The organism is Streptomyces sp. CB00455, from assembly GCF_001905445.1.
In the GTDB taxonomy this organism is placed as follows: domain Bacteria; phylum Actinomycetota; class Actinomycetes; order Streptomycetales; family Streptomycetaceae; genus Streptomyces.
This window is the reverse complement of record NZ_LIVQ01000003.1, coordinates 521,992-534,580: the sequence shown is the minus strand read 5'-3', so window position 1 is coordinate 534,580 and position 12,589 is coordinate 521,992. Positions and strand designations below refer to the sequence as shown.

Annotated in this window: 13 protein-coding genes; 4 read left to right on the top strand and 9 right to left on the bottom strand. The window is 71.4% G+C overall.

Annotation, left to right across the window (positions count from 1 at the left end; translation table 11 throughout):
* Positions 1-24 precede the first annotated feature (24 nt).
* The 4 genes from AMK16_RS14950 to AMK16_RS14925 form a co-directional block, all read right to left on the bottom strand.
* Entirely contained in the window at positions 25-579 is a 555-nt protein-coding gene (locus AMK16_RS14950) for a DUF3995 domain-containing protein (protein WP_158071218.1), read from the bottom strand.
* The gene (locus tag AMK16_RS36220) at positions 576-1,112 is read right to left on the bottom strand and encodes a hypothetical protein (protein WP_051838188.1); all 537 of its coding nucleotides are present in this window, start codon (positions 1,110-1,112) and stop codon (positions 576-578) included. The genes AMK16_RS14950 and AMK16_RS36220 overlap by 4 nt, the downstream gene beginning before the upstream one ends.
* Before the next feature lie 977 nt (positions 1,113-2,089).
* A complete protein-coding gene (locus AMK16_RS14935) occupies positions 2,090-2,599 on the bottom strand; it encodes a hypothetical protein (protein ID WP_073914760.1) in 510 nt (169 codons plus the stop codon).
* Between the two features lie 609 nt (positions 2,600-3,208).
* A complete protein-coding gene (locus AMK16_RS14925) occupies positions 3,209-3,832 on the bottom strand; it encodes a TetR family transcriptional regulator (RefSeq protein ID WP_073914758.1) in 624 nt (207 codons plus the stop codon).
* Between the two features lie 206 nt (positions 3,833-4,038).
* Between AMK16_RS14925 and AMK16_RS14920 the strand changes: the two genes are divergently transcribed.
* The 3 genes from AMK16_RS14920 to AMK16_RS14910 all read left to right on the top strand — a co-directional run bounded on the left by AMK16_RS14920 (position 4,039) and on the right by AMK16_RS14910 (position 7,242).
* Positions 4,039-5,352 (top strand): glycosyltransferase family 4 protein, encoded by a 1,314-nt coding sequence (locus tag AMK16_RS14920; RefSeq protein ID WP_073914756.1) that lies wholly within the window; start codon positions 4,039-4,041, stop codon positions 5,350-5,352.
* A 70-nt stretch (positions 5,353-5,422) separates the two neighbouring features.
* A complete protein-coding gene (locus AMK16_RS14915; protein ID WP_073914754.1) occupies positions 5,423-6,157 on the top strand; it encodes a class I SAM-dependent methyltransferase in 735 nt (244 codons plus the stop codon).
* Positions 6,154-7,242: a prenyltransferase gene (locus tag AMK16_RS14910; RefSeq protein WP_073914751.1), complete on the top strand. Its 1,089-nt coding sequence runs from the start codon at positions 6,154-6,156 to the stop codon at positions 7,240-7,242. The genes AMK16_RS14915 and AMK16_RS14910 overlap by 4 nt, the downstream gene beginning before the upstream one ends.
* Positions 7,243-7,282: 40 nt before the next feature.
* On the opposite strand, the gene AMK16_RS14905 is transcribed toward AMK16_RS14910, so the two are convergent.
* Entirely contained in the window at positions 7,283-7,585 is a 303-nt protein-coding gene (locus tag AMK16_RS14905; protein WP_073914750.1) for a hypothetical protein, read from the bottom strand.
* A gap of 112 nt (positions 7,586-7,697) precedes the next feature.
* Between AMK16_RS14905 and AMK16_RS14900 the strand changes: the two genes are divergently transcribed.
* Positions 7,698-8,342, top strand: coding sequence for a hypothetical protein (locus AMK16_RS14900; protein ID WP_242438731.1), 645 nt, complete (start codon positions 7,698-7,700; stop codon positions 8,340-8,342).
* Positions 8,343-8,526: 184 nt separating this feature from the next.
* On the opposite strand, the gene AMK16_RS14895 is transcribed toward AMK16_RS14900, so the two are convergent.
* The 4 genes from AMK16_RS14895 to AMK16_RS14880 form a co-directional block, all read right to left on the bottom strand.
* The gene (locus tag AMK16_RS14895; protein ID WP_073914747.1) at positions 8,527-9,537 is read right to left on the bottom strand and encodes an LLM class F420-dependent oxidoreductase; all 1,011 of its coding nucleotides are present in this window, start codon (positions 9,535-9,537) and stop codon (positions 8,527-8,529) included.
* Positions 9,538-9,748: 211 nt separating this feature from the next.
* Complete coding sequence (locus AMK16_RS14890) at positions 9,749-10,567, bottom strand: hypothetical protein (RefSeq protein WP_073914745.1); 819 nt, start codon at positions 10,565-10,567, stop codon at positions 9,749-9,751.
* Between the two features lie 150 nt (positions 10,568-10,717).
* Entirely contained in the window at positions 10,718-11,665 is a 948-nt protein-coding gene (locus AMK16_RS14885; RefSeq protein ID WP_073914743.1) for an N-acetylmuramoyl-L-alanine amidase, read from the bottom strand.
* A 93-nt stretch (positions 11,666-11,758) separates the two neighbouring features.
* Positions 11,759-12,388 (bottom strand): class I SAM-dependent methyltransferase, encoded by a 630-nt coding sequence (locus AMK16_RS14880; RefSeq protein WP_073914741.1) that lies wholly within the window; start codon positions 12,386-12,388, stop codon positions 11,759-11,761.
* Positions 12,389-12,589 lie beyond the last annotated feature (201 nt).

Genomic DNA, 12,589 nt, shown 5'->3' with positions numbered 1-12,589 from the left:
GTCGGTCTGCCTGACGCCCCGGGCTTACGGACGGCTGCGAGCTGGGCGCATGGGGGTGGCCCATGCGGTTGCACCCCACAGCAGGCCCCAGACCAGGAAGTAGGGTGACCAGAGCAGCAGGTCCACACGGGACAGATGGCGCGCGATCTCCACGTCGGACGGAGCCACGTGAACGCTGCCCGTCAACACCATGACGTCACCGATGAATCCAAAACCCAGCGCGCCACACGCCCGCAACACCATGAGACATCCGATGACCCACATCGGTACGGTCAAAAGCCGGCGGGGCAGCGTACGTCCCCAGGGCCGCAGGGTAACGAGCACCGCCAATACACCCAAGACGACGAGGCCCACCGATATCCAGTGACCGGCGATGGTGCCGGGAGTTTGCGCGACGAGCTCCTCACGGGCCGAACGCGGCAAGGGGGCAGTGGAGGTGAGCGCCGTACCGCCCAACGCCCAATAGAGTTTCAGAGTTCCATAGCCAGCGAGGCTCCATGCACAGGTCGCGTAAGCGGCCCATCGCCGTACTGACAAAGCGCGGTCCATCGCAGTCCGCGTCTCCACCGCCTCCTTCACCCCGGATCCCGCCCCGTGTTCGCCACGGCTGTGGTGTCGCATCCCAGACGGAGAGTGAAGATCCAGGCCGTGGCCAGCCAGAGGCAGAGGCCGGCGCCTCCCTGAACAGCAGCCCACACCGACCATCCCCCCGGACCGGTGGGAAAGAGGACGTCCCGTACCACGTGGATTTGGCTGACCGCCGCCAGAGCACCCGTTGCCCACAGCCCAAGGAGCAGCAGCGGGCGCGGTGCCAGACCGCCCCACGGCCGTACGGCGGCGAGCGCGATTGCGGCAGACAACAGACCAAGTAGGGCCAGCGTCCACTGGGTGAGCGCGACATCAGAAGTCTCGGCATATTGCGAGGCGCTCACCAACGGCCCACCGGGAATGCCCAGGCGACCCTGCGCCGCATAGGAGCCCTTCTCCCCCGCATAGACCAGTTGGGCGAGTACGGACATGTAGGCGGGCCAGGCCCATGTGCGGGTCACCGCGGTCGGGTGGCGCGCCGGCCGCCACCGCCGAGCGGCGGCTTCTATCGCCTTCGCGTTCATGCGCCCGGCACCTGGCTCAGGTCAGAGAAGCTCGTCATGCGTTCACCATCACGCCGGCACCCGCGCCCGGTCTTCATACCCGAGAATGAGCCATCTCCCCCGCGCGAGGGAGACAGAGAGAGAAACCCTGACAGGGATCACGATTTACGGCCTCATCCTGCAGCCCGGGGAGACCAGCGGCCCAGGTCAGAGCGTGGGGACTCTGATCGCCTCCGAAGCCGCTACCAGCTTTCACATGGCGGCTTCGCCGCGCGTTCCCTCCCCACGGCCACTCCCGGGCGCCCCTCCATGCCCAGCGTCCTGTGCCCGTTTCCTGTCCTTCGCAGGCAGCCGCCCCCTTGACCGTTGACGCGGGCGTTCAGCGGCCATCGTAGGTGCGGGCGCGGGGCGTCGCCCCGAACGAGCGGTCAGGCAGGAGTAGAACTCGCCCTCAAAGCTGGACAGTTCCGCCAACGCCTCTCGCAGGGCACCACGATGCAGCAGACTCAACCTGTTGCGAAAGTGCGGGTCGTACCGGTTGCCAAGGTCCAGGCATGACGCGCCCTATAGCTCACGATGTAGGCCTGCTGGATCGGCATGATCCCTCGATTCGTGTCGGTATGCGATTGCCTTCCGAACAACGATCGTAGCCACGCCTGGGCACGTCGGGGGCCTGGCGGCGGAGCGCGCCGCGAAGGAAGCAGCCGCGGACTGCACGGGCCCGACGAGGGGTCAACCCAACATGCGTCGAACCGACCAACGGGGAGGGTGGCCGGAAGGACACGGCCGGCCCCCTCCGGACCATCCGAGGTCATGATCGCAGCGCCAACCACGGTTCCGTCGACCCCGAGGCCGGACCCGGTCACTCCGACGCCAGCCGGACCGTGATCAATCTCAACGGCACTTTCTGTACCGCAACTACTCACACCCGGAGAGCCCCGTGGGTTCAGGGAAACTGAAGCCTGTTCAGCGGGAACCCGCGGGTCGGTCCGTGTGCATCAGCTGGGGGTCTCCGTGGGTTCTGCGGGAACGTGGGGGTCGCCTGCGAGGCGGCGGGCTTCGGCCCTGAACTCGGCATCGACCTGGTCCACTGTTCTGTCGCCGTATTCGAGGACGTCGTACTCGTCGTCGAGTTCGGCGAGGCGCTCAGTCAGGGGCAGCCCATGTCCGTAGCGCCGGTGAATCCGGAAAGTGAACTCCCCAGGTGTCAGCTCGCCAGCGAGCATGCGGCGTGCGAGGGCGCGGGCGGCGGCTTCTTGACCGGCATCGCTTGCCAGCGAATAGAAGGTGAGGCCGAGTTCGTCGAGTGCTGCGGGAAGCAGATCGTGGACGTCGTAGTCCGCCTCGGCACGTGTGCAGGCGGCAAGGATACGAAGGCCGGGGGTGTCGAGTCCGGCGACGAGCGCATCACAGGCCGCATCGACCACGTGGCTCGCACGGGCTTCTCCCACGCTCCAGAGAGTGGCGTGGTCCTGTAGGGCGCTTGCTGCTGCTTCGGTCGACGTCACCGGCCCGATTATTCCCTTCAGGGTGCGTCCCGGTCGAGCAGATTTCATAGAAGCTGCTGTTCAGCGGCCTGTTCCAGTAGTGCTCGTGCGGAGTCCGCGTAACGCATCGCGGTCTTCTCGTCGAGCCCGAACACCTCGGCGAGGTGGAGCGGGTCCGGCCCGTGGGTGAGGGCAAGAATCCCGAAGTTGCGTCACCGGACCACAGAGCACTCGAAGGAGGAGGAACACCCTGGCCACAAGGGAAAGGACTCAGCAAAGCTCAGGACAACTCACGGAATGTCGCACAACGGGCGGCGGACGCGTGATCGAGGAGCGCGTAGCGATGCGGGTGCGTTCCTGGCTCTGTCGGGGCATGCCACCACCCCGTCTCTTGCTCGAACTCCCGGCCCATTCCTTTGGGGTTTCCCGGCTGTCCTCGGTCTTTCCGGGCCGGCCCGACACGGAGAGACGATGGGGCCGGCGGGAAACCCCCAGAGCGTCACTGATCCCATTTCCGACGCGGACACCGACCCCCACAAGCGCCGCCACGCCTTCCCCTCCGGCCCCCGGCCCCCCGTCCCGCCGGAGCCCCGTCCGCCCGCCGCCCGCGCCCCGCCTTCAGCGGTCGGTTCAGGCCTTTTCCGGGGCCGTCAGGTCGATCAGACGGCACACCGTCTCGATGTCGATCTTGACCTGGGCGATCGACGCACGGCCGGAAAGCCACGTGATCAGCGCCGAGTGCCAGGTGTGCTCGATGACCCGGACCGCCGAGAGCTGTTCCGCGGTCGGCGGGCCCTCCAGGCCCATCGCGTCCAGGATGATCGCCGTGGTCAGCCGGGACACCGTGTCCACCTCGGGGCTCACGCTGCGGTCCGCGAACGTCAGTGCCCGCACCATCGCGTCCGCGAGGTGCGGTTCCCGCTGGAGGGCCCGGAAGGCCCGCATCAGGGTCTCCGCGACCCGCGCCGCCGGTTCGTCCCCGGCCGGGGGGCGCTTGCGCAGCGTGGTGTGCATGTGCTGGAGCTGGTCCTGCATGGTGGCGACCAGCAGGTGCACCTTGGACGGGAAGTAGCGGTAGAGGGTGCCCAGCGCCACGCTGGAGGACTCCGCGACCTCGCGCATCTGGACGGCGTCGAAACCGCCCCGGCTCGCCAGTTGGGCGCTGGCGTGCAGGATCCGGCGTCGGCGGGCTTCCTGGCGCTCCGTCAGGGGAGGCGACGCCGGTGTGGTGACGGCCTTCACTTCCGCTGTCATGTGTCCCGTTCCGTGTCGTTGCGGGGGCTGATCCGGAGCCAGCATGGCAGGCGCCTCACCCGTGGCGCGAATCACCTGCTCCGCCTCTTACGGTGGGGTTTCCGGCCGGTAGATTCAATGGTCTTCGACGGATCAAGTCTGAAACTTGTTCTACATTATCCGAGCGGTTACGCTCCGGCGAAAGTGCAGGGAGAAGGGGGCCGAGAGTGACCGCTGAGGCCATGATGACGAGCCCTTTCGCGGGTTCCGTGACCGACGGTGACCGCCCGTTGCGCATCGCGCTCCTCACCTACAAGGGGAACCCGTTCTGCGGCGGCCAGGGCGTCTACGTCCGCCACCTCTCGCGCGAGCTCGTGCGCCTGGGACACTCCGTCGAGGTCATCGGCGCGCAGCCCTACCCGGTGCTCGACACCGGCGCCACGCTCACCGAACTCCCGAGCCTCGACCTCTACCGGCAGCCCGACCCCTTCCGCACCCCGCGGCGCGGCGAGTACCGGGACTGGATCGACGCCGTCGAGGTCGCCACGATGTGGACCGGCGGCTTCCCCGAGCCGCTGACCTTCTCGCTGCGGGCCCGGCGCCACCTCGCCGCCCGCGCCGGTGAGTTCGACGTCGTCCACGACAACCAGACCCTCGGCTACGGGCTGCTGGCCGATCTCGGCGCCCCGCTCGTCACCACCATCCATCACCCCATCACCGTCGACCGGAAGCTGGACCTCGCCGCCGCGAAGGACCGCAAGAGGCGGGCCTCCGTGCGCCGCTGGTACGCCTTCACCCGCATGCAGGCCCGCGTGGCCCGCCGGCTGCCGTCCGTGCTCACCGTCTCCGGCTCCTCCAAGGCGGAGATCGCCGAGCACCTGGGCGTCCGGGACGAGCGCATCCACGTCGTGCACATCGGCGCCGACACCGACCTGTGGTCGCCGGACGCCTCCGTCGCCGAGGTGCCGGGCCGCATCGTGACCACCTCCAGCGCCGACGTCCCGCTCAAGGGGCTCGTCCACCTCGTCGAGGCGCTCGCCAAGCTGCGGACCGAGCGGCCCGACGCCCACCTCGTCGTCGTCGGCAAGCGCGCCGAGCGGGGGCCGGTCGCCCGCGCCATCGAGGCATACGGGCTGCAGGACGCCGTCCGCTTCGTCAAGGGCATCACCGACGCCGAGCTCGTCGACCTCGTCCGCAGCGCCCAGGTCGCCTGCGTCCCCTCCCTCTACGAAGGTTTCTCGCTCCCGGCCGCCGAGGCCATGGCCACCGGCACCCCGCTCGTCGCCACCACCGGCGGCGCGATCCCCGAGGTCTCCGGCCCCGACGGTGAGAGCTGTCTCGCGGTGCCGCCCGGCGACGCGGGCGCCCTGGCCGGCGCGCTGGGCCGGATGCTGGGTGACCCGCAGCTGCGGGCCCGCCTGGGCGCCGCCGGGCGCGAGCGGGTCCTCGCCCGCTTCACCTGGGCCAAGGCCGCCGAGGGGACCGTCGCGCACTACCGCGCCGCGATCGAGCAGGCGGCCCGCAGCCGCCGCGCGCGGTGACCCTCCGCCTCTCCCACGCCGTCCCCGTCCCCTCCCCGTACACCCCCGCGACACGCGAAGGCAGGACCCCGTGCTGACCGTCGATTTCTCCCGGTTCCCGCTCGCCGCCGGCGACCGAGTGCTCGATCTGGGCTGCGGCGCAGGCCGGCACGCCTTCGAGTGCTACCGGAGAGGCGCCCAGGTGGTCGCCGTCGACCGCAACGGCGAGGAGATCCGCGAGGTCGCCAAGTGGTTCGCCGCCATGAAGGAGGCCGGTGAGGCGCCGGCCGGCGCCACCGCCACCGCGATGGAGGGCGACGCGCTCGCGCTGCCCTTCCCCGACGAGTCCTTCGACGTCGTCATCATCTCCGAGGTGATGGAGCACATCCCCGACGACAAGGGCGTGCTCGCCGAGATGGTCCGCGTGCTCAAGCCCGGCGGACGCATCGCGATCACCGTGCCGCGCTATGGCCCGGAGAAGATCTGCTGGGCGCTGTCCGACGCCTACCACGAGGTCGAGGGCGGTCACATCCGCATATACAAGGCGGACGAGCTCCTCGGCAAGATGGAGGCCGCCGGCCTGAGGCCCTACGGCACGCACCACGCGCACGGTCTGCACTCCCCGTACTGGTGGCTCAAGTGCGCCTTCGGCGTCGACAACGACAAGGCGCTGCCCGTCAAGGCCTACCACAAGCTCCTGGTCTGGGACATCATGAAGAAGCCGCTGGCCACGCGTCTGGCGGAGCAGGCCCTGAACCCGGTCATCGGCAAGAGTTTCGTGGCGTACGCGACCAAGCCCCATCTCCCCGTCGGCGCGGCCCAGTGACCTCCCCCGGGCGCACCGAGCCGGAACACCTGGTCTTGGACGGGGTCCTGACCGCCGAGCAGGCCGCCGAGACGGTCGCCGGCATCCTCGCGGCGCAGCGGACGGACGGGGCCATACCGTGGTTCCGCGGGCACCACCTGGATCCGTGGGACCACACCGAGGCCGCGATGGCCCTGGACGCGGCCGGCGAGCACGAGGCCGCCGAGCGGGCCTACCTGTGGCTGGCCCGGCACCAGAACCAGGACGGCTCCTGGTACGCGGCCTACGCCGACCGGCCGGAGGGCGTGGACACCGCCGAGCCGCAGGACGCGAGCCGGGAGAGCAACTTCACGGCGTACGTGGCCGTCGGCGTCTGGCACCACTACCTGGCCACCGGCGACGACGCCTTCCTCGACCGGATGTGGCCGGTCGTCTACGCGGCGGTGGAGTGCGTACTGACGCTCCAGCAGCCGGGCGGCGAGATCGGCTGGAAGCGGGAGACCGACGGCACGCCCGTCACGGACGCCCTGCTGACCGGCTCCTCCTCCATCCACCAGGCGCTGCGCTGCGCGCTGGCCATCGCCGAGCACCGCGAGGAGCCGCAGCCCGACTGGGAGCTCGCGGCGGGCGCGCTGCGCCACGCCATCCGCCGCCACCCGGAGCGGTTCCTCGACAAGAACCGCTACTCGATGGACTGGTACTACCCGGTCCTCGGCGGCGCCCTGACCGGCGCGGAGGCCGTGGCGCGCATAAACGAGCGGTGGGACGAGTTCGTCGTGCCGGGGCTGGGCGTGCGCTGCGTCCTGCCCAACCCGTGGGTCACGGGCGGTGAGTCCTGCGAGCTGGCGCTCGCGTTGTGGGCGACGGGGGAGTCGGACCGGGCGCTGGAGATCCTGCGCTCGATCACGCACCTGCGCGCCGACAACGGCATGTACTGGACGGGTTACGTCTTCCGGGACGAGGCCGTGTGGCCGGTGGAGCAGACCACGTGGACGGCGGGCTCGCTGCTGCTCGCCGTCGCGGCGCTCGGCGGGGACGAGGCCACCACCGAGGTGTTCGGCGGGGCGTCGCTCCCCTGCGGGCTGGAGCCCGACTGCTGCGGCTGAGTCCGGTGCCGGGAGGGGCACCGGACGGGCCGGAGTGCGGTCAGCGCCGGTAGAGCCAGCCGGCGACGGCGTGGCCGATGAAGAGGTAGGCCACGGCGGCGATGCCGTAGCCGACGACGACCTGGACCCATTCGCGGCCGAAGGTGAACAGGTCGTAGGACCAGCCGGCCAGCCAGCTGGCGGCGTCGTGGATGAAGTCGACGAGACCGTTGCCCTGGTTGGCGTCCAGCAGGTAGAGCAGGATCCAGAGGCCGATCACGAAGGCGAGCACGTCCGCCACCACTGCGACGGCCCGCCCTGCCTTGCTGCTTCCTCGCGTGCGTACTCGTGTGTGAGTGCTCATGACAAACGTGTTGCCGCCCGGGCGTGTCGTAAACCCGAACGGGTCGCCCAGGTGGTGAAGCGCGGTGGCCGGGGCGAGGCTGCGGGGGACACCTCAGTCCCCGGAGGCAATCGTGTCCCTACCCACATCCGTACGCATCCGCCGCGCCCTGACCGCGGTGGTCCTGTCCACCGCCCTACTGGCCGGCGCCACCGCCTGCGGCACCGGCGGCGGTGGTGACGGGGGCCGGCGAGAAGAGGTCACCGCCGGCTCCGTCGCGGAACTGGCCGCGCTGGCCGCCGCGGAGCCGGCGGCCGCCGAAGCCGATGAGATCGCCGCGGCGACGCCCTCGCCCAGCACCTCGGCGGAGAAACAGAAGTTCGCCAAGACGCGCTTCGTCGCCAATGCGGGCCTCGCGGCCGGCGCGACGTACCAGTGGATCATCAAGCCGTTCCGCGCGGGCAAGTTCAAGAAGGGCGCGAAGGGCCGTACGTTCGCGCTGATCAAGGCCGGCCTGGCCGGCGCCTTCGCGTACAACCGGCTGAAGGCGGCCGGCCAGAACGCCAAGGGCGACCCCCTGCTGTCGAAGGCGATGGTTCCGCTGACGGCGGGCATCGACTCGCTGAAGGGCCTGGCCACCAAGCTGCGCAAGGGCCAGGCGGGTGACGCGGACATCGACTCCTTCAGCGGCGTCATCAACGGCGTGAAGGAGGCGGGCAAGAGCGCCGGAGCCACGGTAACCGACAAGGTGCCGAGCGCCTCCCAGCTGAGCGGATAGTCCGCGCGCCCTGCTCGGTGCGCCCGCGACACCGGGTGGCCCGTGAACGACCGGCCCGTGAACGACCGGCCCGTGAACGACCAGCCCGTGAACGACCGGGAGCCCCGGCCGCCGCGATGTGCGGCGGCCGGGGCTCCCGTGCGTGCCGGGCGCCGCGACCCGGTGAACCTTTCCGGTCCCGGCGCTAGGTGTTCAGTTCGGCGAGGACGCGCAGGGTGTGCCGGTCCGGGGCCGTGAGGAGCAGGTCGGTGACCGGGCCCTTGCGCCACAGCTCCAGGCGTTCGGCGATCCGCTCCCGGGGGCCGATGAGCGAGATCTCGTCGGCGAAGGCGTCCGGGACCGCCCTGACCGCTTCCTCCTTGCGCCCGGCGAGGAACAGCTCCTGTATGCGGCGGGCCTCATCCTCGTACCCCATGCGGGCCATCAGGTCGGCGTGGAAGTTGCGTGCCGCGTGGCCCATGCCGCCGATGTAGAAGCCGAGCATCGCCTTGACGGGGAGCAGCCCCTCGGCGACGTCGTCGCAGACCTCGGCCCGGGCCATCGGCGCGATCATGAACCCGTCGGGGAGGTCCGTGAGGGAGGCCCGGTACACGTCCGTGCGGGTCGGCGACCAGTACAGGGGGAGCCAGCCGTCCGCGATGCGTGTCGTCTGGGCGATGTTCCCGGGCCCCTCGGCGCCCAGCAGGAGGGGCAGGTCCGCGCGGAGCGGGTGGGTGATGGGCTTGAGCGGCTTGCCGGTGCCGGTGCCGTCGTCACCGCGGTACGGGTGCTGGTGGAAGCGGCCGTCGAGGGCGACCGGGCCCTCGCGGCGCAGCACCTGGCGGATGACGTCGACGTACTCGCGGGTCGCGGTGAGCGGGCTCGCGGGGAAGGGGCGCCCGTACCAGCCCTCGACCACCTGTGGACCGGACAGGCCGAGGCCCAGCATCATCCGGCCGCCGGAGAGGTGGTCCAGGGTGAGGGCGTGCATGGCGGTGGCGGTGGGGGTGCGCGCCGCCATCTGCGCGATGGCCGTGCCCAGGCGGATGCGGGAGGTGTGCGCGGCGATCCAGGTGAGCGGGGTGAAGGCGTCCGAGCCCCAGGCCTCGGCGGTCCAGACCGAGTCGTAGCCGAGGGTCTCGGCCTCGGTGGCGAGGCCGAGGTGGTCCGGGTGGGGGCCGCGGCCCCAGTAGCCGAGTGCGAGTCCCAGGCGCATGTACGGTCCCCTCCGCTGTGCCGTGACTGACGGTGCGTCAGGGGACTGTAGGGCACCGGCCGTACGCCCGGAAGGGTGAGGGGCGCCGCCGCGGGGGGAGGTGGCGGACGCACAGCACTGCGCCCCACCGGCGGGACCGGTGGGGCGCAGGGGGCTGTGCCGGGCGCACGGGAAGTGCGGGGAGCACGGGGTACGAGCGGCAGGGCGCGGGTCAGCCGCGCTGGATGCCCGAGGTGTCGTTCAGGACGCCGCGGCGGCCGTCCTGGGTCTGGGCGACCAGGGTGGACGGACCGCGCTGCTCGACGGCCAGGTACCAGGTGCCCGGGGCGAGTTCGGCGATCGGAGCGGGAGAGCCGTCCTCACCGAAGAGGGGACGGGCGACCGGCACGGCGAACCAGAACGGCGTGAAGTCGGCCGCCGGGGCGGGCGTCGGGGCCGGCGTGTGGCCGGAGTCCTGCGCACCCGGGGCGGGGGTCGAGGTGCCGCCGTACGGCGGGACCGGCTGCGGGGTGGAGCCGTAGGGCTGCTGCTGCGCGCCCGGGTAGCCGTACCCGGCGCCCGGCTGGGGCTGGCCCCCGTACGGCGGGACGGCGGCGGGCTTCGGGTCCGGCACCAGCTGCCCGGCGAGCGCCGGGATCTTCGCGCCGGCCACGGCCACGCCGGCCAGGGCCAGGGTGGCGAGGAAGGCGAGGATGGCACCCGCGCCCAGGTCGAGCTGGCTCGGGCAGGTGATCAGCGCCCACAGCGCGGACCAGACGGCCGAGACGGCGAGCACGGTGCCCCACGCCGTCAGCGGCAGGCCCAGCACCTTGCGGGCCTCCGGCTGGAACCGGCCGGCGATCAGCAGACCGGCGGCGATGAATCCGAGCAGGAAGACGCTGGGGAGCACGAGGCGGTAGGCGTCCGTGTCCCAGGCGCTCGGGAGGTTGCCGCCGGTTGCGGAGTAGAAATCGAGGAACGAGGCGATGAACAGCAGCACCGCTGCTCCGATCACCACGCCGTCGCCTCGAGTGAGGGAGCGGATGTTCACGTCTCAGGTGTCCTTCTCGGTCTCGGTCGTCTCGTGGTGCCGCGGTCGCAGAGCGTGCCTGGAGCGGGCGGGCGGCACCATGGTACGGAGGTCTCGCGCGGCCGAGAGGATCGGGGCGGCGAGCAGTCCCGGCGGGACCGCTGGTGGGGCCTACCCGCCGAGGAACCCTACGATGCCGTCCGCGATGCCCTGAGCCGCCTTCTGCCGCCACTCCGGACTCGTCAGCTGCGCCGCGTCCTTGGCGTCACGCATGTTGCCGCATTCGATGAACACCTTGGGGCGGGTTGACAGGTTCAGTCCGCCGAGGTCGTCACGGACGACCAAACCGGTTCCGCTGCCGAGGTAGTTCGCCGGGGCCGACCCGGTGGTGCGGGCGAAGTTGCCGGCGATCCGCTCACCGAGCCGGCGGGAGGGTTCCACGATGGCCGCGGTGTCCGCGGCGCCTTGCTTGACCTTGGCCGGGAGGATGATGTGGAAGCCGCGACTGCCGGCGGAGACGCCGTCGGCGTGGACGGAGACGACGGCGTCGGCCCCGGCCGCGTTGCCGATGCGGGCGCGTTCGTCGATGCACGGGCCCCAGGGACGGTCGGCTTCGTGGGTGAGGACGACCTTCGCGCCCTGGGCCTCCAGGACGGTCCGCAGGCGCTGGGAGACGTCGAGGGTGAACTCGGCTTCCATGTAGCCGGAGTTGGTGGTGGTGCCGGTGGTGTCGCACTCCTTGTCGGCCGTGCCGATGTCCACCTGCTTGTCGATCTCGGACGTGTGCTTGAAGTTGCCGGTGTTGTGGCCGGGGTCGATGACGACGGTCCGACCGGTGAGCTTCGCCGGGGCGCCGGGCTTGGCGGGCGTGGAAGGGGATCCGGAGGGGGACGCGGACGCGGCGGCGCGGGGGCCGGTGGCCGCGGCCGTGCCCGGCTTGGCGTCCTGGCCGTGGTGGCCGGACCCGGCCACCACCTGGGTCAGCACCCAGCCGGCCAGGCAGGCCGGGGCGAGCGCCGCGGCCGTGACGATGAGGGTGGAGCGACGCGCGAACCACGGCCGGTCCGGACTGACCGGAGCGTCGGATTCGGGGGGCGGGGAGCTGTCGTCGTAGCGCACGTCGGCGATGCTAGACCGCGACCTTGCGGCGGAGCCGGACCCTCGGCCATCCGGGGGCGCGGTGCGCTTATCGGAAAATGTCCACGCCGCAGGCTATCGGCGGCGCAGGACCCGCAGGGAGTCCGTCACCGAGACCTCCTCGAACTCGCCCGAGTCCAAGGCGCGCAGGTAGATCCGGTACGGGGCCTGGCCTCCATCGGCCGGGTCCGGGAACACGTCGTGGATCACGAGCGTCCCGCCAGGCGCCAGGTGCGGGGTCCAGCCCTCGTAGTCGCCGGTGGCGTGCTCGTCGGTGTGGCCGCCGTCGATGAAGACGAGGCCCAGCCGGCCGCCCCAGGCGGCGGCGACCTGCGGGGAGCGCCCCACGATCGCGATCACGTGGTCCTCCAGCCCGGCCCGGTGCAGGGTGCGGCGGAAGGTCGGCAGGGTGTCCATCAGGCCGATCTCCGGATCCACGACCGTCGGGTCGTGGTACTCCCAGCCCGGCTGCTGCTCCTCGCTGCCCCGGTGGTGGTCCACGGTGATCGCGCTGACCCCCGCCTCCCGGGCGGCGTCGGCGAGCAGGAGGGTGGAGCGCCCGCAGTACGTCCCGACCTCCAACAGCGGCAGACCCAGCGCGGCGGCCGCGACAGCCGCCTCGTACAGGGCGAGCCCCTCCCGTACGGGCATGAACCCCTTGGCGGCCTCGAAGGCGGCGAGGGTCTCCGGCTTGGGGGTGGCCATGTGTTCCTCCTGAGCTGCGACTGGGCGGCCCATGGTGCCCTACCGCCGGGTAGCGGACCAGGCCGGGTCCCCGGCGGCGGCCGCGGGCCGGGCGCGCAGCCACCGTCGGGGCTCAGGCCGGGCCGCGACGGGGCCGGAGATGCGGCCGTCCGTGGCCCCAGCTCGTCAGGAACATCCGCAACACGCGTCGCATGTGTCGCA